The organism is Nostoc spongiaeforme FACHB-130 (assembly GCF_014698475.1).
Lineage (GTDB): Bacteria > Cyanobacteriota > Cyanobacteriia > Cyanobacteriales > Nostocaceae > Nostoc_B > Nostoc_B spongiaeforme.
In genome coordinates, this window is sequence record NZ_JACJTB010000027.1 from 66777 (window position 1) to 87936 (window position 21160).

Here is a 21160-nt window from a genome sequence, read left to right on the forward strand (position 1 = left end):
ATGTCGTTTACTATCGAGTCTGCACGCTCCATTTTTCCAGGAACTCAAGTTGCTAATGCAATTCCCGCGACGGTTGAATCATGCAACCAACTCAGTGCTGAGGATCAGTTGGCTTTACTTTGGTTTGCCTATACCGAGATGGGAGTTACAATCACTCCTGCTGCTATGGGAGCAGCCAATATGGTCTTCGCAGAAAAAACCTTGACTCAAATCAAGCAGATGCCTGCTAGAGAGCAAACGCAAGTTATGTGCGATCTGGTTAACCATAGTGATACTCCAATCTGCCGTACATATTCATCTTTCGGCACGAATGTTAAGTTGGGTTTCTGGTATCAGTTAGGCGAGTGGATGAAACAAGGAATAGTTGCTCCCATTCCAGAAAGTTATGAACTGTCTGCACAGGCATCAGATGTCCTCCAAGCTATCCGTCAACTGGAAGGGGGTCAGCAACTTACCGTATTACAAAATCTTGTTGTCAATATGGGGTATGCCCCAACAGTTAGCACCCAAAAAGTCAAAGAACCTGTGGTTCCTCCTAAAGATATCGCACCCCGAACTAAGGTCAGCATTGAGGGTATCAACAACTTGACAGTCCTAAGCTATGTGGAGAATATGAACGCCTTTGACTTCCAAGGGGCTGTAGCTTTATTTGCTGAAGATGGTGCCCTGCAACCCCCTTTCCAAGAACCAATTGTGGGTCAGGAGAACATCCTCGTCTATATGCGCGAAGAATGCTACGGACTCAAACTCATACCAGAGCGAGGGGTATCTGAACCAACAGAAGGAGAATTCACCCAGATTAAAGTGACAGGTAAAGTGCAAACTCCCTGGTTTGGTGACAGTGTTGGCATAAATCTAGCATGGCGGTTCTTGCTCAATCCGCAAGGCAAGATTTTCTTTGTGGCAATTGACGTGCTAGCAACTCCCCAGGAACTACTTAACATGGGCTTTATCCAGTAGAAAAGGTTTGGGGTGTTTTGGGATGTAGACCCGACAAGTTCCTCAATTTGGTTTTCTATAACCATGATGATTAGACTTAAATGCTGGAGGTTTTTATGAATTGGGTCAAGGTGCTTGCTCAAGATGCGCTCCCCCAAGATGCGCGGAAGGTGCTGAAAGTGGGTAACTACACGATCTTACTCCTGCATCACAAAGAGCATATCTATGCGATAGATAATGCCTGTCCTCACATGAGGCTGCCTCTGCAAGGTGGCAAAGTAACGGAAGACAATGCAATCGTTTGTCCTTGGCATCATAGTGCCTTTGACCTCCAAAGTGGAGATGTCAAAGACTGGAGTCCCTGGCCGCCTGGTGTGGGACGAGTTTTGGCTATGGTTTCCAAACAAAAGGCTCTGACAATTTTTCCAACCCGCGTAGAAGAAGGTAGTATCTGGGTGGGTCTAGAGGAGTAGAGTTGGTAAATACTCTATTAGAAAGGGGCTATTTAGGTAGCAAGCAACTCATTTACACCTGCATAACCCTCTGAACCCGCGTGTTTCAGAGGTTTCTTTGTTTTTATCAAGCTCAATTATTAGCAATACTATCTGTTGAACCTTGGGTGCAACATGAATTAAGGATTGATAGACAAGACCCCATATTTAGTTGCAACACAGTTTTTGGAACTTTTACAAAGGTAAAAATGTTATGAATAAAAAAAGGATATTAATAATATCACAAGTGTCCCAATTTAGTAAATAATTTGTTATAATAATTACATATAACTTAAATACGAGGTCACGCCCATGCGCTACACCGATAAAGAAGGGAAGATCCTCAACCTTGATGATTGTATGACTGCTGACAGCTTCTTTATGGAAGCTGAGGTGTACATCTGCGAACCATTGGAAATGCATTTTAATAAAGAAGGAGATTTAAAAGCAGGAAAGAAACCGAACAAAGCGATCGCACATCTTCGTAGTGATGGCAGTGAACTGATCCCCGCTGAAGTTCAAGCGCGTACACATCGAGAAGGCAGTCAATTACTTAATGTACCCCTCGCAACTGGCTACACAGTAGATGATGAGGGAATGATCGATAACTACGCAATTCAGCCTGCTATGTCCTTGGCAGAATATCCCTCACCAGAACAGCAACAGCGATACATCTTCCAGGGGGCATTAGCTATTGTGTTTGTTGCTCTGATACTGCTAACTGCATTGGCTGTCAGCTAGGTTTAACAATAGCTAGTAGTCTGTCCCGTTAATTTTTGATGCGCTACAATATCCTGGACTTCTCCAAGAAGCCTGGGATCTGACCACCACTAACAACTCAGAACTCATGCGATGAACTACTAGTTAAAGTTGTTGCCCAACAATCGGATGCGAATATCGGGCGATAATACAGCGTGGTTCGGAGCGTTTTTTCTGAGTTATGTTAACAAAAAATGTGATGAATATAGATTTTTCAAAGAAAATTACTAGCTTATTCCTCAGCCCTCAGAAAATCTGGTTTCTTGAAAGAGGGATGAGTCATTATTTGTAGGTTTTTAGGGCTTACGCAAAACACCTCTCAAACCCTCATTTCTCCATGAACTCCCGAAGTTTGCTCAACGCGGGGAACCCGCGCACGCAACTTCTCTCTGCACCTCTGTGTTTAGATTTTCCGTAGCCTGTGCGTAAATCCTGGTTTTATTGTAATTCAGGGTTCTGATCTGAAGCGTACTGCACTATAGAAATCATATTGGATTTTTAAAATAAATGTAGGATCTGTTAACGATAGCGTAATAAATCTGCCGTAAAGCTTTTGGTGCGTTACGGCTAAAATTAAGATGACATCTATCGATAGTTAGAAAATATATGAAAATAGGATAAAGTAAATCATCCTATAAGCATGAGGTTTTTATTTATTTTTTTATAGAGAATTTTAAAAATTCACCTATTTATTAACGTTGAAAGTGTCACTATGTTCACCATTGGTGATTATGTGCTGAATCAACAAACGGGTCATCTAGGAAAAGTGATTGGTTACGGACAGCAGATTATGAATCATAATATGCAAACCGTAACTCTCAAGGTATTAGTAGCTGAGACTGTTAATTCTCAAAGACGAGAGTTTGTTTTTGAAGATCAAGTTTCAGCATGGGTAAAGTGGTCAACTGAAACTTATCAGTTCAGGAGTGCTGAGTTGAAAGTGCTGAATGCTGAGTGAAACCCTATAACTAAAGTTAGGGGATTGAAATTAGGACTTTAAACCCTATGTCCTGAGTGTAATTAATTTTACTTCTTACTCATTACTCATCACTGTTTCGGTAAAATACAATAATAAAAACTCAGAATTCATTATCAACTTTTTAAACATCACGAATGAATAATTAGTTTACCTAGATGACCAAAGGTTCCATATATATGATGCAGGATGTAATTTTCTGCCTCCAAGAAGCGGCTGTTGAGATAATATTAAAACCTTCTTCTACATCTAAAAAACTAACCGAATGCTTGATTTCGCCTCCTTGTGGCTGTGCTAATCCAGGCGAAGAACTCAAATGTGAAGATTGCCCTTATCTTGAGGCTTGTTTGTCTAGGATTAAGCTAGAAACTAGCGAGTAGTGCTGGTGATTACATCTAGGATTTTTAATCCAATAAACTAGCAGAGTCGACATCTAAAAATAAAGTTGCCTGTGATTGACGGCGGAGAATCGATGCCGGACAATCAGTGCTGATTATTTGTTGTAACATCTGTTTTACTATCTGGGCTTTGCGTTTTTCTGGTGCTAGGCAGATAATTTTTTTGGCTGTACAAATTAATGGCAGGGTAACAGTAAAAGCATACTGTGGCACACTGTCAATATTGGGGAAATGACCAGTATTCACTTGTTGTTGGCGATTGACTATATCTAATTTCACCAACTTGACACTATAAGGATCATGAAAATTAGCAACATCAGGATCATTAAAAGCTAAGTGTCCATTTTCGCCAATACCTAAGCAACATAAATCTATTGGCTGTGCTTGGAGTAATTGTGTGTAGCGATCGCATTCAGCTACAGGCTCTAATGTATCACCTTCTATATAATGAAATTCCTGCGGAGTCAGTTTATTTTCTACCCGTTCTCGTAGATAACGTCGAAAACTCGCAGGATGATCAGCCGTAATGCCTAAATATTCATCTAAGTGAAATAAAGTAATTTTTGACCAATCTACACCACCCAACTTAATTAACGCATCTAGAAATTTGAGTTGGGAATTCCCTGTGGCTAATAAAACAGCAGCTTTACCCTGTTTTGCTAAGATATCCTTTAAATATTTCCTAGTAATTTGTGCAACATTCTCAGCCATTTCTGCTTCAGAATTGTAAACTTGCACTTGTAAATCATCAACACGAAAAAAATTTTTGGCAGCAACCATTGTGAAGTCTGAAGTGTGAAGTGTGAAGTCGAGTAGGGTGTGTTACGGCAATGTGAGGATTTGAGCGTGACACAAAGTATAAATTTGCCGTAACGCATCACCACTTACCAACAAGATAACTGTTAAAACATCCTTTCAGCAGTGTGTCACCCTACTTAATTATATGAACTTCTTCCTTTCATACTTCACACTTCTTAAGGTAAACTGTGTAAAGAAAGTTAATATTTATTTACACTTAAAGAATTATGCTGGCAGCAGTTCTCTTTGACTTAGATGGCACTATTGTCAATACTGATCCGATACATTACCAAGCTTGGCAGCAAATGTTGGCAGACTACAACATTGAAATAGATGAAAAATTCTACAAATCTCGGATTAGTGGCCGCTTGAATCCAGAAATTGTCAAAGATATTTTGCCGCAATTATCACCAGCAGAAGGACAGAAATTTGCCGACGATAAAGAAGCATTGTTTCGTGAATTAGCTTCCCATCTGCAACCGTTGAGTGGATTTACTGAACTCATAGCTTGGACAGAGACACATCAGCTAAAACGGGCATTAGTCACCAATGCCCCTCGATTGAATGTAGAATTTGTGCTTGAGGTTTTAGAGATTAAAGAAGCTTTTCATACAGTGATTTTGGCAGAGGATTGCATTGCTGGTAAACCTGATCCTGCACCTTATCAAACTGCTTTAAACAAGTTAAAGATTAACGCACAGAAAGCGATCGCACTGGAAGATTCTCCTTCTGGCATTCGTGCGGCTGTTGCGGCTGGTATTCCTACCATTGGTATCGCCTCCACCCACGATCCACAAAATCTGCAAACAGTCGGCGCGTTTATGGCAATTCCCGATTTTACCGATTTGCAATTGTGGACGTTTTTAAACTCTTCGACTGAACCAGATTTGAGTGCAATCAATTTTTAGAGTTTAATTGCTCCTAGCCCCACTTTAATAGGATTTACGCGCAAGCGGCTTCCCGCAGGGTAGAATGCCAAGAAATCGTAGAGTCTGCGTAAGTTCTATAAATTATCCAGCAATTCTTGTACTTCATCTCGCTGATTGCGAACGTCCTCATCACCGGGGGCTATGGCTAAGGAGCGATTAAAGGCGGCTAATGCTGCTTGTAAATGATTGATTGCTTCTGGTTGTTGGGATAACTGTAAAAGTAATTTACCCCATTTTTGGAACGTATTCCCTTTGTTGTTGAGAGTATAGATATCTTCAGGAGCAAGTTTGAGGACTTGATCGTAGGCGGCGATCGCATCAGTGTAAGATTGGATGGCTTGGGGATGCTGGGACAGTTGGGTTTGCAAATCTCCCAAATTTTGTAACGCTACCCCTTTGTTGTTGAGAGCAGGGATATAGTCAGAAGCAAGTTTTAGGGCTTTGTCGTAGGCGGCGATCGCATCAGTGTAAGATTGGATGGCTTGGGGATACTGGGCTAGTTGGGTTTGCAATTCCCCTAAACTGTTTAACGCTACCCCTTTGTGGGTGAGAGCAGAGATATAGTCAGGAGCAAGTTTTAGGGCTTTATCGTAGGTGGCGATCGCATCAGTGTAAGATTGTAGGGCTTGGGGATACTGGGCTATTTGGGTTTGCAAATTCCCTAAACTTTGTAACGCTAATCCTTTGTTGTTGAGGGCGTAGTTGTCGTCAGGAGCAAGTTTTAGAATTTGGTCGTAGGTGGCGATCGCATCAGTGTAAGATTGTAGGGCTTGGGAATGCTGGGCTAGTTGGGCTTGCAAATTCCCTAAACTGTGTAACGCAACCCCTTTGTTGTTGAGAGCAGAGATATAGTCAGGAGCAAGTTTGAGGGCTTGGTCGTAGGCGACGATCGCATCGGTGTAAGATTGGATGGCTTGGGAATACTGAGCTAGTTGAGTTTGCAAATTCCCTAATTTTTGGAACGCAACCCCTTTGTTGTTGAGAGCATTGATATCGTCAGGAGCAAGTTTCAGGGCTTGTTCGTAGGCGGCAATTGCATCGGTGTAAGATTGTATTGCTTGGGAATACTGGGCTAGTTGGGTTTGCAAATCCCCTAAACTGTTTAACGCAACCCCTTTGTTGCTGAGAGCAGAGATATAGTCAGGAGCAAGTTTGAGGGCTTGGTCGTAGACGGATATCGCGTCGGTGTAAGATTGTATTGCTTGGGGATACTGGGCTAGTTGGGTTTGCAAATCTCCTAAACGTTCTAATGCTAACCCTTTGTTGTTGAGAGCGTAGTTGTCGTCAGGAGCAAGTTTTAGAACTTGGTCGCAGGCAGTGATCGCATCGGTGTAAGATTGTATGGCTTGGGGATACTGGGCAAGTTGGGTTTGCAAATCTCCCACATTTTGTAATGCTGCTCCTTTGTTGTTGCGAATTTGAATATAGTCAGGAGCGAGGTTAAGGGCTTGGTCGTAGGCGGCGATCGCATCGGTGTACGATTGTAGGGCTTGGGGATATTGAGCTAGTTGGATTTGCAAATCTCCTAAACTTCCTAACGCACTTCCTTTGCTGTTGAGAGCCGAGATATCATCAGGAGCAAGTTTGAGGGCTTGGTCGCAGGTAGCGATCGCATCGGTGTAAGATTGTAGGGCTTGGGGATGCTGGGCTAGTTGGGTTTGTAAATCCCCTAAACTGCATAACACTATTCCTTTGTTGTTGAGGGTAGAGGTATCGTTGGGGGTGATGGTTAATTCTCGGTTGTATGCAGCCACAGCTTCTAAATATTCTGTTTGCGCTGCTGAATATCTCGCTAATTGAGCATAGTAATCACCTTCAAACTGCGACACTCTACCCAGTTGAAAATCGCTGTTAATGATTAACTCACTTCTGACTTCCAACAGTGAGCGACATTGTTGATAACGACTCAGGCGTAATGCTTCCTCAAACACTTCTACCCACTCATACACACCTCGTCGCCAATCTAAACGGTTAGCGTGATATATTGCTTCTGCAACTTGTCCCTGTTGGCGGTAGTATTTTTCTAAAACATCATGAGCCTGTTGAGTAATTGCGTTATTGGTTTCATAGTTTAACCGCCTCAGTAAGTCGTGGATGCGATACCAGTCTTCTCCTAACTGTTCCACATCCCAAACAAAGGAAAATTCTGTGAGGATATCAAAGGCTGGTTTGCTAGATGTGAAATGTAATTCTGCACCCAGCAGGCGATAAATTTCAAAGTTAAATGAACGACAAGCACTTAAAGCGTGAACCGCATAACTAATTTCTCTATCTGCATATTTCAGCAGTCGGTTAATCAAGATTTGGGCTTTATCTACCGTCTCGGCTGTTTTGGGGAAATCTGCTGCGCTGAGAGTAACTCGCTGTGCTTGGGCTTGTAAAATCACATCCGCAGACAAACCCAACAGTAAGGGATGTACTTGATTTTCTCTCACACTAGAGTAGGCGATCGCACTTTGCCGCAATTCTTCATCTCTAATCTCAGCACGGCGTAAATACACGTCTGCATCAGTCGGGGAAAGATGGCTGACTAACTGAGTATCTATATATTGTTGCGGAATCGAAAAATTATCAGCTTCCTCCCAATGCGGTGCTTCTCTCCCAGCGATGACGGCGACTATCCCCGCTTGCAATTCCAACTCGGCGAGAAAATACCGCAGCCATTCATCTCGCTGAAAGTATAGTATGCCTGTTTGTTGCCGTTGACTTCCCCAAAAAGCTTCATGAGTATCGAAAAACAACACAATTCTGGGTGGTGCTTTCTTTTGCAACATCGCCACATTCAAATCTTGCGCCAGATAGCGGGGGAGTTCATTGATTAATTCCGTTTCCGCATCCATCCCCCGAATTTCTTGTACCTCTGCTTCTTTCAGTCCCCGTCGCTGTAAATATAGCTGAAAGTTCTCTCCCAAGTGCTTATCAAAAATGCCAAAGACAGCTTTACCAATAGTTCCCCAAGATGTGCCGCTAATAGCATTGCCAATTTCAATTAATAAATCAACTTCCTCGCTGGGAAACCATTCTTGCAACTTCTCCGGCGTGAGGCGATTTTTTTGCTTGAGATACCACACACAGGCAAAATCATACAAGGGAAACCGCAGCCGATAGTTTAATTCTGTCGCCGCCCGTGCCAGCGATCGCCTAAGCATCAACAACCCATAAAATGGGTCTTGGGGTTGATCATCCCCATTCGGTGCTAGTCCAAAGTCTTGTAAAATTGCGGGTACTTGCTCAAACTCCCAACTATGGGCAAACTCGATATCTTCTGCTACTTCCGCCGCCGTTTTTGTCTTGAGTTTCTGCCAAGTATCCGTACCGAACCGCTTACAACACTTGGTGCGTAAAAACTTCAGCAGTAAAGATTTGCCGTTACCACCATCACCATAAAAAGATAATATTGTTTCTGCTGCTGGCTCCTCATTTATGTAAGCAGCAAATACGCGAGTCAATTCATGACGGTCTGTAAATAACTGTAATGCCCGATTGCCATCTGTGAGCGATCGCTTTCTGAAATTGATACTCATGCCAGCAGATATCAGAAAATACTTAATTTAGCTTAAATCACACTTCAAAATCCATTGCAAGTCTCGTAGCGTTAGTTATCTTTAGATAACTTCAAGCAAAATCTATTTCAGTTCACTCCCAGAGACTTTTGCTATTAGTTGATATTCCTGAATGAGTTTTGAATACTCGTGAATAAGCCTTTGATACTCGTAAATGAGTCTTAAATACTCGCGTGAGAGTCTTTGATACTCACGCGAGAGTCTTGAATACTCGCGGACGAGTCTTTGATACTCGTAAATGAGTCTTAAATACTCGCGCGAGAGTCTTTGATATTCGCGGATGAGTCTTTGATACTCACGCGACAGTCTTGAATACTCGTGAATGAGTCTTTGATACTCGCGCGACAGTCTTAAATACTCGCGCGAGAGTCTTTGATACTCGCGCGACAGTCTTAAATATAGGACTCATACCAAATCGATATGAACAAGCATATAATTGCCTGCGAAGTGCAGTCAGTTATATGCTTCATTCTGAGGGGTTTATTTTAATTTGTAATGGGTTGTCATCAAAATTGGAGTTAAACAGTGAGTGACCAAAATTCTTTGAGTGTAGGAGTGTGGGGACGCTGGATGCTGTTAACAGTAATCGGCTTTACTCTTGGTGGATTTGTTGGCACTGGTGTAGGATTGTTAGCCATTAGTATAGTGAGTATGTTTTTCCCTCCCTCAGCTTTACCAAATATAGTGGTTGGTGGTATGGTTGCGGCGGCGGTGGTGGCTGGTGTAGTGATTGGGATATTTCAATGGTTTGTTTTGCAGAGATGGTTTACCAATTGTCTTTGGTGGATACTTGCTAGTGCTTTTGGCTGGCTGGGAATTGCCTTCTCTATTGCTTTTGTGATGTCTACTAGCTGGGGAGTTGGTCAAACTCGTTCTCTTTGGGATAATAGAGGAGCGATCGCTAGTTCTATTACTGCCTTAATCATAGCGGCATTGGTAATGGGAATTCTCCAATCTTTAGCACTCAGATTTACACCTCCACAAGCAGCATTGTGGATAGTTATGAATATTGTGGTGTTTTTAATCGCTGCGATAATTATAATTTTTGGGGTAAGGAATTTAGCTGGCATTTATAGTCTTCCAGTTTTTCTTGTAGCTTATTCACCCATTTATGCAGCCATTAGTGGTGTGACACTTCTTCGAGTCCTGGATTGAATTATTCAGTCATTTAGTGCTGAATTTTTAGATTGTCGAATAGGAATTTGAATAATAAAGTTTGCTCCTGCTCCTGGCGCTGAATGACATTCTAATTTACCTCTATGCAATTCCACAATAATTTTATAACTAATAGATAAACCCAAGCCTGTGCCTTTACCAATATCTTTAGTCGTAAAAAACGGATCGAATAATTTTGTCTGCACTGGTTCTGTAATTCCTAAACCATTGTCAGCAATACTAATTTCTACCCAATCATGATTAATAACTTTAGTTTCAATCTCAATGGTGGGATGGAAATTCTCTTGAGTGCATCTTTTTTTAATTACTGCCTCTTCTAAAGCATCAGTCGCATTAGCTAAGATGTTCATAAATACTTGGTTAAGTTGCCCTGCATAACATTCAACGAATGGTAATTCTCCATATTTATGGATAATTTGAATATCCTGTAATTTATTAGATGATGCCTTAAACCGATTATTTAAAATTACTAAAGTACTATCAATCCCATCATGAATGTTAACAGTTTTGAACTCGGCTTCATCCAGGCGAGAAAAGGTACGTAGTGATTTGATAATCTCGCAAATACGCTCGGCACCGCACATCATTGATTGAAATAGCTTATGTGCATCTTCTTGGATAAACTCAAGTTCAATGGCTTTGATTTTTTTCTGGATATCAATTGCTGGTTTGGGATAATGCTTTTGGTAAATTTCTACTAAACCTAGGACATCTTGAAAGTATTTATGAGCATAATTTAAGTTACCGTAAATAAAGCTAACGGGATTATTAATTTCATGAGCAATTCCCGCTACCAAAACTCCCAGAGCAGACATTTTTTCAGATTCTACTAATTTGATTTGTAAAGCCTTGAGATTGCCCAAAATATTTTCTAATTCTTGACCGCGATTTTCTAAAGCAATTTGTGATGCTTCTAATTCTCGAATCACATTTTTGAGTAGTGATTCTCTAACTTCACTAGCATTCTCTAATTGTTGGCGGTCTGCTTCAGAACGTTCTAATTTTTTTTGCAAAACTCGCACAGTTTTTTCTAATTCCTTGAGTCTGCCATCGTAGTCTATATCTTGCATAACCCTTTACTTTGTGCCGATTAGCAAAGTCACAAATGTCTCTTGATGATAATAAGTAGAACCTTGTGATTGTATGGGAGAAAATTCACCGTAAGTATAGAAACCACAAATCGGAATTTCTTTACCAAGTTCTGTTTTGATAATTTGATACTCTTCTTTGGCTCTTGTGCCTAATAACCAACGCCGACAGCAACAAGAAAATAGTAAAATAGCGTCTGGTTCTGTGCCGGGATAGTTGTTTAATGCTTTCTGAAGTGAGGTTTTGACAGCATAAAGAACATCATCACGGTTAAAGTCTGTCATTTGAACCGTGGCTTGTTCTGGGACACTGCCCAAAAAGTTAATACTACCAGTTGGTGTGCAAGTATTCGGGACTCGCATATAGTAGCGATCGCTGTTTCCTTCGTATACTGCTAAAGGATTTTCTGCTGTTGGTTGGCGATCGCCCAAATATCGCTGATAAAATTTTAGTGCTGAGACTCCATCAATTTCCTCAACCACCGTTCCGTGGGATTTCGTCACAATACTCTTGCGTCCAATGGGTGTCCAACCGCAACCAGTCCCATAAGAAAACAAAATCTCCCCAGAAAAAATCAAAATTGGGAGTGCATCTGTAAAAACTTCATTCCCAAAAAATTGATAAGCTGTTTTAAACCTAAATTGATCTCCTGCTGTACCACCTAAAATTGGCACTTCAGAACCTAAAGCTGATTTCAACCCTGCCAAAATTAACTCGCCATTGGTAGTAGAACCATCTGCTAAATAACTAGCAGGTAAGGTGACACATAATTTTGCCGGGGTGCTACACCTCTGCGTAGCTTGTTGTACTGCTTGCTGCGCCGCCGCCAAGGGATTTTCTTTGACTTCGTACCCTATCCCTGCATGAATATCTACAGTGTCAGAACAGAACAGCATCAGCGTCAAGGAATCTTGCTGAAACCCCAATATTGAAGATATTTCACCATCTGTAGTACAACCAATCAAGTCAATCGCTGGAAATACTTGCTGAATTTCTTTGAGAATCAGTGCGTGATCAAAGTCTATCGCCGCAAATATCATACCAGCTTTGACTGGTATTCCAGGTAAATCACGTAATTGACTCACACATCTATCTAGCACATCTTTCGTCGCTTCTTGAGTATCGGGGTCATCACTATGACCAAGAATCACTTTTAACATTTCATCCTCTCAATTAATTAAAAATGTATTTATTTACTTCGTTAAGCAAATGTAAAAATAAAATTTAAATCAAAATATTATTGCCTGGTTAACATCTGGATAAATTAATCTACATTTAAGTCTGTGCAAACCTGATAAATCAACTATTTTCAGAGTTCCCACAAATTACTAGAGAATAACGCTACTAATATGAATTTTTTAGTAAACTATCATTCAAGAATTCATATCCAGTTCAAATTAATTTAGAAATTGTCATAAAAGAATAGGTAACATATCGTAATCATTCGCAGTATGACAGCTAAGAATCGACGAGGAAGATAATGTTTTTTAAAGTCTGATGAAAAATACTAATTTGTACTTAAATTATGGATATGAACGAGCGATCGCTATGAAAATATTTGTTATAAATAATACTCGAATTACTTAGAAATCAAGCAAATAACATATTTAATATGGTGTGCAACTTTCTCTCAAACCCAACCCCCAACCCCTTCCCTTCTGCCTCCTATACCCCTAATCCTTAAATCCCGTGACTTTTCCCAATTACCCAATGTCTGCGGAAAAATCGGGCTAAGGCTGATTCTTCTAGGGATAAATAGATTGGTCTACCGTGGGGACAGGTACGGGGGTTACGGGTGCGTTGCCATTGGTCTAACAATATTTGCATTTCTGGTAGGCTCAGTGGTGTACCGTTACGAATGGCGGTACGACAAGCAACTGCAACTTGAGCCGCTTGCAAGTCTCCGCCCCAACTAAGTTCTAAAATAGCTTCTGCACAGTCTTCTCGTTGTTGCAAAAGTGCAGGTATATTCCGAACAGCCCAAAGTTGTTCGCCAAAGATTTCTATATCTAAACCAATGCGTTGCAATTGTGAAACTTGTGCGGGTGACAGTTGATAAAGAATAATCGAGGGTTCCACAGGAACAAGTTGCCAATGATCACAGATTTGTTCGTACAAAACTCGCTCGTGGGCAATATGTTGTTCTACTAGCCACATACCACCAGGATGTTCAGCAACAATGTAAGTGTTGCTTACTTGGGCTACTGCTTTGAGAGAGTGCTGAGTGCTGAGTGTTTTGCTGGGATTAAATTTATAACCACCTTTTTCTTCTGCGGCTTTGAGTAATTTGCTGACTCTGGTTGTTTGGACAGCTTCTTTAAAGTTCGCATCATCAATGCGGAGTGCTTGGTCAATTGCTTGGGTGATTTGCTCTTGCCAATAGTTTAATTCATTCAGATAGATTTCCGTTTTGGCTGGGTTGCGATTCCAGTTAATTTGGTCGGGAGAAATTTCTAGATGTAATAAACAAATAGGATAGCGATCGCGTGGTAAAGTCCGATGAAACGCTGACAAAATAGTTTGCTCAAGTTCTGGCGATTTTACCATTCTGCCATTCATAGCGATTCGCACCCAGTCTGGGCGATGGCGATGACACCTGTCTGGGAGTCCGACTACTAGGGAAAGTTGGGAGTGGGGAGTGGGGAGTTGGGAGTTGGGAGGGTGGGGAATTTCGAGTTTTAGTTCTTGTAAATCCCCTTGGCGGACTTGGGGTAAAATTTGCGGCAGTAGTTGTCCGGTGGTGGCGGCGGGAGAAATGGTGAACCATACGCGGTCATTTTGCCACAGTTGCCATGTTACTTGCGGATGACACAAAGCAATTTGATAAATTGTGGCTTGTACAGCTTTCATTTGCTGTGCTGCACTGGGTAAACCTTGGCGGCGAGATGGGCAATTACCAAACAGATTAGAAACTGTAACTACTGTACCAGGTGCGATCGCTGTTGCTTCTACTATTTGTGCTTTGCCATCATCACCATAAACCACCCGCCATCCCAAATTACCATCAGCAGGACGACTCAAAATTTCTAACTCTGCCAAAGTCGTCAAGCTGTGCAACGCTTCACCCCGAAATCCCAAGCTGTTAATTTTCCATAAATCATCGCTGGAGCGAATTTTACTTGTACTATGGGCTATAGCAGCTTGTTGCAAGTCTTCCAGGTTCATCCCACAGCCATTGTCAGCTACACGAATGCGCCATTGTTGCGGACATAAATAAACCACAATCCTCGTTGCACCTGCATCTAGAGAATTTTCCACCAATTCCCTCACAGCAGATGCCAAGGAGTCTATCACCTCACCAGCTGTAATGAGATATACGACTTCGGTTGGTAAAGCTTGAATAGTAGATGCCATAAATTACAGTTTAGGCTAGTAGGCAACTCTTGTGCAGGAAAAATTACACCCCATCTCCACAAATAATTCTGGCGCATAAGTCCTGATCATGAACACCTGATGCTAAACACCTACACTAAAAGAAGGGATTTTAAAATCTGAGGAAGGTGACTAGAGTGAATCCCCAGAGGGTATCACTGGTCATTGCGGATTCTAAAATTTTGCTGCTTGTTCAAGAAACCCTGAATGTCTTTAATCTCAATTCTTAGCTCTTTAAAGTAACCCTCAGCCTTTTCGGCTTTATGTTCAATTTTCTCCTTCAGTCCATTTATCGCCAACAAATCAGCGTCTTTGTGGTTGACATAATCCTGTAAGTGAACGTCAAGCCGTTTCTCAAACGTAAAAAGCTTATCGTTCAGAAGCTGGGTTTGTTCCAAGGATTTGGTGTGTGAGTTCAAATCCTCTCGCAAATCTCGAATGCTATTAGTAATAGAATTGAATTTGGAAACAACTTTAACAGCTATTCCAATCAGCATTGAAGCACTCACCAGCACACCCAAAACAACACCAGTTGATTCCCAAGTGATGTACATACCTTGCGGTTGAGGTGTAGCAGTAACCGCTATTACTTGCTTCATGAATTATCACGGATTGCCATAGAGCCATCTGTCCCAAACTCAAAAGGCATATAAGATTGATTAGCAATTTGATTCCATTCGGAAATAGCAAATGCCAAAGGTTGATTCTCTGTAGGAATTGACGCTAAGACCATATTCCAAAGTAATATCAAGTCATCTAAATTAAAATCTTGGCGATTAGTCACTCCTAAAGTAATAGCCAAAGTTTCAAGTCTACGTACAGCGTCTTTATCAACTGCATCAGAAATAAATTGATTGTATGCAGCATTAGATTGCATGTTTCGATTAAATTCAGCCCAGTTAATTTGCGGTGTAATCGTTGATTGTGGCTGGGGCGGACTTAAAATAATTTGCCCATCCTGTAATAAATACTGTTCAGGGTTTGAGCTTAATTCGCGCCATTTATCATCACTAATTTGAATGGCTGAGTCAGGGATTAAGCTATTTATCTGGTCATTAAAAAAACCATTGATTTGATTATTTTCATCAAAACTAACGTAGTACATATTAAGTTAAACACCTATAGCAAATACTGTAAAAGTTGGACTTGCACTAGCTAAAGTAGTTTGGTAAACAATTTTGGCTGTGACTTTACTGTTCGTTAAACTATCAAAAATCAAATTCATAAAAAAAGTCGCTGGCATTGTAGTATTCTGACAACCAACACACTGATAAACCGTGTTAAACGCAATAGGGAAAGTAATGTCAAAGTTGTAGATTGTTCCGCCTGTAAACTGTTGGCTTGTGACAGTAAATCGTCTCCATTGCAGAATCAATCCATTTGGTAATTTTATCCATCCAGCATTATCCGCCAAAGATTGATTAGCCCCTAAATTTAGCCAAGCACTAGCAGCATTAGCCAAATCACTCAAATTATTAGCTTTCTGTAGTGCTGCGGTGTTGGGGTTAGTTAAAGGCATATTATGTTAGTTCTCGTACCAAAGCGTTACCGTTTACTGCTGTCCAAATACCAGAAATTGCACCAGTATAGTTAAAAGGAATTTCGTAATATCCATCAGCTTCAAGTTTGGCAGTAAAAGCACTTGTGGAAGCAGTAGCACCAAACTCAATATAAAGTCTGGCTGTACTATTATTCCAAATAGTCCCGCCTTTACGGTTGCTGTTAGAAGCCAAAATTGTGATGCTGCCCGTGGAAGCAGTAACACTGCTTGGTGTAGATATGCTACTAGTCGGCTCAACCACCGTAACGCTTGCTGGATTGTATAAAGCCATTATTCAACACACTCCACAAAAGAAAGCTTGCAATTATTAGCAGATATAGCAGAAACCTTACCGATGTAAAGATTGGTAGTATCGATTTGAAAGCAACCACCACGGGCATATAAAACAATACCCTTTTCTAGTCCTGACCCTTTAGAATCTCCCAAAATCAAAGTAATATCGAATTTAGAGTTATTCTGAAAAAGTGCATAAATCCGATTAGGATTCTCATCGACAACATTAGTAGCAATATTAGTTAGTAAATTAACAGTGTTGTTATTGCACTTACTAAAAGTTTCGTGTTCTTTGTCCGAAATTATTGTACTTGTGGGATTAGTAACGCCCATGATTTAATCTCAATTAGCTATTTTTAAAGCCAAGCTTCTAACTTAAATTTCCACTGAGCAAACATATCATTAGGTGTCAGTGGTAAATATCGAGACGACCTAATAATAACTGGAGTTCTCAACAAATAGCCTTCCGTTTTCAAAGGCTCTGGAATAGGAAATTCATAAATAGTTGGTAAATCACGTACCCGAATATAATGTGATGGTGTAGCATCACCATTCGGGTAAATGAACTGAAGATAAGCTGCGCTTTTGAACTTCCAAGTAGTCCAATCATCCAAATTTTGGATTGTGGTAGTAATCCGAAAAGTTTCAGAAGCCAGCACTTCATTGGGGAAATACTGCCATGAGTTACTGACAGTTAATTCCCCGATTAAGTCCCAATTAGCCACGGCTAACGATACGACGAGCGAAACCAATACTTACAATAGTTCCGCTACCGCCACCAGTAATAGAGTAAGGGTCGCCCTTGAGCGCATCCAAAATAGTTGCAAGTTTTGTACTAATACAAAGCAGTCCTATACGGCTGGGTCTACCTGCTGAAGTTCTAGTAATGGCATTAACACGACGAAGAATACCCTTCTTCATCAATTCTGCAACTTTATATTCTGGTAAATCTTGATCTCCCTCTGCTGCTACAGCAATTCCTGTTTCTGTAGCAATTGTGCCATCGTATAAGCCGGCCGGAGCGCGAAAAGCATATTTAGCAGTTCCAACAGTCGCCACGAATTTATCTAACTTTGCCATATTTCATCCTCTAGAGACTTGTCGTCTACGTTGATTTAAAGATTTGATTGTGCCAGAAGCCCCATTAGTAATAGAAAAAGTTTTACCAAGTCCGGTATCAAAGACACTAGGAAAAACTAATTTATTGCAAAGTAGCTCTAAATTTCTTCTTTTGGTATTTACTAAAACAATTGCAGAAAGCCGAATTAATAGACCTTCAAGCAAGAGATTTTTAACCAACACTTCCGGCTTATCTAATTCATTATCTGGTGCTGGGTAAATTCCAGTTACTGCACTACCAATACTTTGATAAAGTCCAGCCGTTGACCGGAAATAGATTTTATCAAGTGCAACATCAGTAATGAAATACTTCTGAAGTTTGGGCATAAATTACCCAAGTTGAATACGAGTTGGATAGTAAGCAGTTCTAATCTTGAAATTGCTATAAGTAGCGCCAATCAAAGAGGCGCGAGCTTGCATTGCTTTATCACCAGCAACTATTAAAGTTGAGGTTTTGCGTTTAGCATTTGCACCAATGTAAGAGATTTTAATTTTTCTAACTAAACCTTCTGCTATGGCACGCGCGACCGTAGTTGAAGAAACTCCTGCTGGCGGATCACCTGTGAGCTTTACTACTCCTAATGCTGTGCCAACGGTACTGTAAATATCAGGTAAAACCAATAAAACTTGATTTGTACCTGTGCCAACTAGATGAGGCACGTTGTCAACCCCGTTAACTCTTGTCGCCATAGATTAAATTCAAACTCTGTAAAAAATCTAATTAATCAATAACTAACACTGCTTTGATAGGGTTCCGGGACTTGGAAATGTATAACATTTCCCTGTGTTCTGGAGTATTAATGTAAACCTAAGTAATTTAAGCTAGGAGTGCTGTATTTTTATAAGTTGTATCTATCAGAAATATTGACGGTACTGTGCCACCAAAAGATACATAGGCATAACGAAATCTTAAGTTAGCCACTGGTCTATATGCAGCTTTTTTGTACTGCTTTCCTAAAACCGTCTCATTCTGCGTTGAGGTTGAGCTTGTACTGTCTTTTTCTGGTGTGTTGACATTGACTTTATTAATCTCAAACGGTCGGTCTATGACGTTACATAACTTTTGATAAAGGGTAATTGCTTCAGATTTTGAATTGACCAACCAGCGACCACCACGGGGAAAACCGTTTATCGGGTCGGTGTAACTTACTGCTAATTTACCAGCAGTGTAAGTTATACCTTTTTGACCTTCCATAAACTGTTGTTTTATTTCTCTAGCAATATCTAACAAGTTTGCTTTTGTAACTGCTGGTAAAGCTTCACCAGATTTACAAGCATAACGGGTTAACCTGCACGACTTCTCATGGTCTAACCGCTTACCGTTTGCTGGTACGGCTTGCGAGTCTTGCGAGAAATATAAAAATAGTTGGGGATGTCCAGCAACGGGTGGAGTAATGTCTAAGTTACTGCCATAAAAGATTGATAAGTTCTTGCGACTATAGCCAATCACATCAAAAAATAATGAGGTTCGTAAGTTCCATGTTGCGATGTTGTCATCATCTTTAAGACGGCAAGCTAATTTTAGAGACGGACGAGGGCCGGATAAATCACCATTGCCTTGAACATCACTAAAAAACTTATCTACTCGCTTGTTGTATTCAAGCATATAAGTTTGTTGCAGATGTTCCCACGAATCAAAGTTTGCAGGTAATTCTGTCATGGTTAATCATCCGCATCGAACAAATCTGAAATATCAAATGAAGGGGCAAAACTAGCGGCTTTGGCTGTTTCTCTTTCTGCTTTAACTTTGGATGCTTCGCCTGGATTTATACCGTCTTTAGTGTCTGGTTCCTGTTTGATAGCCTTAATCATTTCTGTGGTTGAATTATTAAACTCGGTAATAGAGTTAGTAACATCAATTGGTACTTGTGAAATCATTTGTACAGTGTTAGCACCTTCTTGGAGTTGCTGAAGTTTGGTTATCCATTTGTTGTCAAAGTTTGGCTGTGGATTCATCCAAGCATAAGCCTTTTCACCAACTACACCCCAAGTTCTCAAAGCATTTCCAATTCTGCCTGTGTATCCGCCAATAATTTCTAAAGCATTAGTAATTACAGCGTTTACGTTCATTAAATTGTTCAAAACATTTGTTGTTGCTTGATAGATTCTATTGGCTTTAGCCCAAGCTGTTGAAATAGCGTCATAATTTTCTTCACCGACGATTGATTTAACAAGATTTTCAATACTGCTATTAATTATTGACCCAATATCAAACGCTGTCCCGTCGTCGTCCTTCAATCCAATTACTTGTAAAACATTATTTATTATTCCTAATAGAGTTTGTCCAAGGTTGTTACTGAGCATGAAAGCGTTATGAATTGTCGCGGCGAGTGTGAGTAAATTTAATGCCCTATCAATTTTTAGCCATTTAAACCCGTTAACTAACTTTGTTGACAAACCACCTGGAATTTGTGGGCCAAGTTTGGCATTGATTACGGCTAACAGTGATAAATCAATACCTTGAAGCACTGCTGTTAAAGCATCTAGTTTTAATCCGTTGTTTTGGCTTTGTCCTAAAATCGCAGTTCCGCAAGTGTCACAGCCGGGGCCTGCGGGTGGTTCTTGTGGGGGTTGGGCTGGTGGCAGTGGGACTCTGCCCGGAATCGGCGGAATCCAAAAAGGTGGTAGGGGTTGTTTGGGTTCTTCTGGCACGGGTGGCGTAATTGGCGGGGTTTGCGGGGTTCCGTCTGGTGGTGGGTCTGGTGTTGGTGGTGGTTTGGGGACTGGTGGAACTGGGGGAATTGGTGGCGGTTCTGGTGTTGGGGGTGGTTCGGGGACTGGTGGTGGTTCTGGGGTTGGGGGTGGTTCGGGGACTGGTGGTGGTTGGGGTGGTGGTTCTGGTGTTGGTGGCGGTTCGGGGACTGGGGGTGGTTCTGGTATTGGCGGCGGTTCGGGAACTGGTGGCGGTTGAGGGATTGGTGGTGGTTCGGGAACTGGCGGCGGTTCTGGTGTAGGAGTCGGAGTTGGGGTTGGAGTTGGGGTTGGAGTTGGAGTTGGAGTTGGAGTTGGGGTTGGAGTCGGGGTTGGAGTTGGAGTCGGGGTTGGGGTTGGAGTCGGGGTTGGTGTCGGAGTTGGGGTTGGGGTTGGAGTTGGGGTTGGAGTTGGGGTCGGTGTCGGAGTTGGCGACGGTGAAGGATAGCCGGGCGCAGGTGGCGGCGGCTGAGGGGTTGGGACTGGTGGTGGTTCTGGCGCGGGTGGTTCTGGTGCTGGTGGCGGTTGTGGCGTTACTGTTGGTGGCGGTTCTGGTTCTGGGTTGTCTGGTGGTTCTGGTGCGGGTGGTTCTTCCGGCGGCGGTTGTGGCGTTGGTGTTGGGGCTGGTCGCCGAAAAGGGACAATCTCGTTATCGTCCTCACCGGGAACTATTGGTCTAGGTAAAGGTGGCGGATAGTCTGGTGCTGGAATTGGTGCAGGCGGTTCTTCTGGATTTTTCGTTGGTGCTTCCGGTGCTTCTGTTGCACCGTCAAGGCGTTCAATTCCTGCTAGGGTATGAACTTGACCGTCTGCTTTGTACCACCTTGCACCAACTTCTTCGCCCCAGGCGTTTGTTACAAATACAAGGTTTTCGTCATTGTCGTATTCTTTTATTCCCCAGTTTGAAAGAGGCCCCCGAATTGTTATCCCTTTGCAGGGAATATCGTACCAAAAGCCGTAGGAGTCGTTGATTATATTCGCTGTGATGTAGACGTTATAAACAGTGTCTTGTCTACCAGGAAATCG

General features: G+C 41.6%; 22 protein-coding genes and 1 pseudogene. 7 read left to right on the plus strand and 16 right to left on the minus strand.

All coding sequences use genetic code 11. The features are described from left to right. The 5 genes from H6G74_RS19145 to H6G74_RS19165 all read left to right on the plus strand — a co-directional run bounded on the left by H6G74_RS19145 (nt 1) and on the right by H6G74_RS19165 (nt 3545). Nucleotides 1-960 carry an orange carotenoid-binding protein gene (locus H6G74_RS19145; RefSeq protein WP_190969181.1) on the plus strand — a complete coding sequence of 320 codons (960 nt, stop codon included), beginning with the start codon at nt 1-3 and terminating at the stop codon, nt 958-960. Nucleotides 961-1055: 95 nt separating this feature from the next. Continuing rightward, nucleotides 1056-1412 (plus strand): Rieske (2Fe-2S) protein, encoded by a 357-nt coding sequence (locus tag H6G74_RS19150; protein ID WP_190969182.1) that lies wholly within the window; start codon nt 1056-1058, stop codon nt 1410-1412. Between the two features lie 330 nt (nt 1413-1742). Further along, on the plus strand, nt 1743-2171 hold the full coding sequence (psb34, locus tag H6G74_RS19155) for a photosystem II assembly protein Psb34 (RefSeq protein ID WP_190969183.1): 429 nt from the start codon (nt 1743-1745) through the stop codon (nt 2169-2171). Between the two features lie 730 nt (nt 2172-2901). After that, complete coding sequence (locus H6G74_RS19160) at nt 2902-3147, plus strand: hypothetical protein (RefSeq protein ID WP_190969184.1); 246 nt, start codon at nt 2902-2904, stop codon at nt 3145-3147. A gap of 197 nt (nt 3148-3344) precedes the next feature. After that, entirely contained in the window at nt 3345-3545 is a 201-nt protein-coding gene (locus H6G74_RS19165; protein ID WP_190969185.1) for a hypothetical protein, read from the plus strand. Between the two features lie 24 nt (nt 3546-3569). Here H6G74_RS19165 and H6G74_RS19170 read toward each other — a convergent pair whose 3' ends face one another. Further along, nucleotides 3570-4343 (minus strand): glucosamine-6-phosphate deaminase, encoded by a 774-nt coding sequence (locus H6G74_RS19170; protein WP_190969186.1) that lies wholly within the window; start codon nt 4341-4343, stop codon nt 3570-3572. Nucleotides 4344-4588: 245 nt separating this feature from the next. Between H6G74_RS19170 and H6G74_RS19175 the strand changes: the two genes are divergently transcribed. Further along, complete coding sequence (locus tag H6G74_RS19175) at nt 4589-5269, plus strand: HAD family hydrolase (RefSeq protein ID WP_190969187.1); 681 nt, start codon at nt 4589-4591, stop codon at nt 5267-5269. Nucleotides 5270-5364: 95 nt separating this feature from the next. Here H6G74_RS19175 and H6G74_RS19180 read toward each other — a convergent pair whose 3' ends face one another. Continuing rightward, nucleotides 5365-8814, minus strand: a complete 3450-nt coding sequence (locus H6G74_RS19180) for a tetratricopeptide repeat protein (protein WP_190969188.1) — start codon at nt 8812-8814, stop codon at nt 5365-5367. A 564-nt stretch (nt 8815-9378) separates the two neighbouring features. Between H6G74_RS19180 and H6G74_RS19185 the strand changes: the two genes are divergently transcribed. Further along, entirely contained in the window at nt 9379-10008 is a 630-nt protein-coding gene (locus H6G74_RS19185; RefSeq protein WP_190969189.1) for a hypothetical protein, read from the plus strand. A gap of 5 nt (nt 10009-10013) precedes the next feature. On the opposite strand, the gene H6G74_RS19190 is transcribed toward H6G74_RS19185, so the two are convergent. The 14 genes and pseudogenes from H6G74_RS19190 to H6G74_RS31270 all read right to left on the minus strand — a co-directional run. Beyond that, on the minus strand, nt 10014-11099 hold the full coding sequence (locus tag H6G74_RS19190) for a sensor histidine kinase (protein WP_190969190.1): 1086 nt from the start codon (nt 11097-11099) through the stop codon (nt 10014-10016). A gap of 6 nt (nt 11100-11105) precedes the next feature. Next, nucleotides 11106-12278 (minus strand): FIST signal transduction protein, encoded by a 1173-nt coding sequence (locus H6G74_RS19195; RefSeq protein WP_190969191.1) that lies wholly within the window; start codon nt 12276-12278, stop codon nt 11106-11108. A gap of 520 nt (nt 12279-12798) precedes the next feature. Next, the gene (mutL, locus tag H6G74_RS19200; protein WP_190969192.1) at nt 12799-14472 is read right to left on the minus strand and encodes a DNA mismatch repair endonuclease MutL; all 1674 of its coding nucleotides are present in this window, start codon (nt 14470-14472) and stop codon (nt 12799-12801) included. Nucleotides 14473-14645: 173 nt separating this feature from the next. Further along, on the minus strand, nt 14646-15089 hold the full coding sequence (locus H6G74_RS19205) for a hypothetical protein (protein WP_190969193.1): 444 nt from the start codon (nt 15087-15089) through the stop codon (nt 14646-14648). Further along, the gene (locus tag H6G74_RS19210) at nt 15086-15595 is read right to left on the minus strand and encodes a hypothetical protein (protein WP_190969194.1); all 510 of its coding nucleotides are present in this window, start codon (nt 15593-15595) and stop codon (nt 15086-15088) included. The genes H6G74_RS19205 and H6G74_RS19210 overlap by 4 nt, the downstream gene beginning before the upstream one ends. Before the next feature lie 6 nt (nt 15596-15601). Then, on the minus strand, nt 15602-16009 hold the full coding sequence (locus H6G74_RS19215; protein ID WP_190969195.1) for a gp53-like domain-containing protein: 408 nt from the start codon (nt 16007-16009) through the stop codon (nt 15602-15604). A gap of 1 nt (nt 16010) precedes the next feature. Further along, a complete protein-coding gene (locus H6G74_RS19220; RefSeq protein ID WP_190969196.1) occupies nt 16011-16322 on the minus strand; it encodes a hypothetical protein in 312 nt (103 codons plus the stop codon). Continuing rightward, nucleotides 16322-16657, minus strand: coding sequence for a hypothetical protein (locus tag H6G74_RS19225; RefSeq protein WP_190969197.1), 336 nt, complete (start codon nt 16655-16657; stop codon nt 16322-16324). The genes H6G74_RS19220 and H6G74_RS19225 overlap by 1 nt, the downstream gene beginning before the upstream one ends. A 23-nt stretch (nt 16658-16680) precedes the next feature. Beyond that, on the minus strand, nt 16681-17049 hold the full coding sequence (locus tag H6G74_RS19230; protein ID WP_190969198.1) for a hypothetical protein: 369 nt from the start codon (nt 17047-17049) through the stop codon (nt 16681-16683). After that, nucleotides 17042-17404 carry a hypothetical protein gene (locus H6G74_RS19235; RefSeq protein WP_190969199.1) on the minus strand — a complete coding sequence of 121 codons (363 nt, stop codon included), beginning with the start codon at nt 17402-17404 and terminating at the stop codon, nt 17042-17044. The genes H6G74_RS19230 and H6G74_RS19235 overlap by 8 nt, the downstream gene beginning before the upstream one ends. A 3-nt stretch (nt 17405-17407) precedes the next feature. Continuing rightward, the gene (locus tag H6G74_RS19240) at nt 17408-17770 is read right to left on the minus strand and encodes a hypothetical protein (protein WP_190969200.1); all 363 of its coding nucleotides are present in this window, start codon (nt 17768-17770) and stop codon (nt 17408-17410) included. A 3-nt stretch (nt 17771-17773) separates the two neighbouring features. Further along, entirely contained in the window at nt 17774-18133 is a 360-nt protein-coding gene (locus tag H6G74_RS19245; protein ID WP_190969201.1) for a hypothetical protein, read from the minus strand. Between the two features lie 127 nt (nt 18134-18260). Then, a complete protein-coding gene (locus H6G74_RS19250) occupies nt 18261-19103 on the minus strand; it encodes a hypothetical protein (RefSeq protein WP_190969202.1) in 843 nt (280 codons plus the stop codon). A 2-nt stretch (nt 19104-19105) separates the two neighbouring features. Further along, a pseudogene (locus H6G74_RS31270) lies at nt 19106-21160 on the minus strand (hypothetical protein); the annotation flags it as partial.

What these genes read in the sequence shown, in the direction of transcription:
- H6G74_RS19165 (WP_190969185.1), top strand. Translation starts at nt 3,345, where the DNA reads ATGATGCAGGATGTAATTTTCTGCCTCCAAGAAGCGGCTGTTGAGATA.
- H6G74_RS19235 (WP_190969199.1), bottom strand. Translation starts at nt 17,404, where the DNA reads ATGGCAAAGTTAGATAAATTCGTGGCGACTGTTGGAACTGCTAAATAT.
- mutL (WP_190969192.1), bottom strand. Translation starts at nt 14,472, where the DNA reads ATGGCATCTACTATTCAAGCTTTACCAACCGAAGTCGTATATCTCATT.
- H6G74_RS19225 (WP_190969197.1), bottom strand. Translation starts at nt 16,657, where the DNA reads ATGGGCGTTACTAATCCCACAAGTACAATAATTTCGGACAAAGAACAC.
- H6G74_RS19190 (WP_190969190.1), bottom strand. Translation starts at nt 11,099, where the DNA reads ATGCAAGATATAGACTACGATGGCAGACTCAAGGAATTAGAAAAAACT.
- H6G74_RS19150 (WP_190969182.1), top strand. Translation starts at nt 1,056, where the DNA reads ATGAATTGGGTCAAGGTGCTTGCTCAAGATGCGCTCCCCCAAGATGCG.
- H6G74_RS19145 (WP_190969181.1), top strand. Translation starts at nt 1, where the DNA reads ATGTCGTTTACTATCGAGTCTGCACGCTCCATTTTTCCAGGAACTCAA.
- H6G74_RS19210 (WP_190969194.1), bottom strand. Translation starts at nt 15,595, where the DNA reads ATGTACTACGTTAGTTTTGATGAAAATAATCAAATCAATGGTTTTTTT.
- H6G74_RS19180 (WP_190969188.1), bottom strand. Translation starts at nt 8,814, where the DNA reads ATGAGTATCAATTTCAGAAAGCGATCGCTCACAGATGGCAATCGGGCA.
- H6G74_RS19205 (WP_190969193.1), bottom strand. Translation starts at nt 15,089, where the DNA reads ATGAAGCAAGTAATAGCGGTTACTGCTACACCTCAACCGCAAGGTATG.
- H6G74_RS19240 (WP_190969200.1), bottom strand. Translation starts at nt 17,770, where the DNA reads ATGCCCAAACTTCAGAAGTATTTCATTACTGATGTTGCACTTGATAAA.
- H6G74_RS19175 (WP_190969187.1), top strand. Translation starts at nt 4,589, where the DNA reads ATGCTGGCAGCAGTTCTCTTTGACTTAGATGGCACTATTGTCAATACT.
- H6G74_RS19215 (WP_190969195.1), bottom strand. Translation starts at nt 16,009, where the DNA reads ATGCCTTTAACTAACCCCAACACCGCAGCACTACAGAAAGCTAATAAT.
- H6G74_RS19160 (WP_190969184.1), top strand. Translation starts at nt 2,902, where the DNA reads ATGTTCACCATTGGTGATTATGTGCTGAATCAACAAACGGGTCATCTA.
- H6G74_RS19250 (WP_190969202.1), bottom strand. Translation starts at nt 19,103, where the DNA reads ATGACAGAATTACCTGCAAACTTTGATTCGTGGGAACATCTGCAACAA.
- H6G74_RS19170 (WP_190969186.1), bottom strand. Translation starts at nt 4,343, where the DNA reads ATGGTTGCTGCCAAAAATTTTTTTCGTGTTGATGATTTACAAGTGCAA.
- H6G74_RS19245 (WP_190969201.1), bottom strand. Translation starts at nt 18,133, where the DNA reads ATGGCGACAAGAGTTAACGGGGTTGACAACGTGCCTCATCTAGTTGGC.
- H6G74_RS19195 (WP_190969191.1), bottom strand. Translation starts at nt 12,278, where the DNA reads ATGTTAAAAGTGATTCTTGGTCATAGTGATGACCCCGATACTCAAGAA.
- H6G74_RS19220 (WP_190969196.1), bottom strand. Translation starts at nt 16,322, where the DNA reads ATGGCTTTATACAATCCAGCAAGCGTTACGGTGGTTGAGCCGACTAGT.
- psb34 (WP_190969183.1), top strand. Translation starts at nt 1,743, where the DNA reads ATGCGCTACACCGATAAAGAAGGGAAGATCCTCAACCTTGATGATTGT.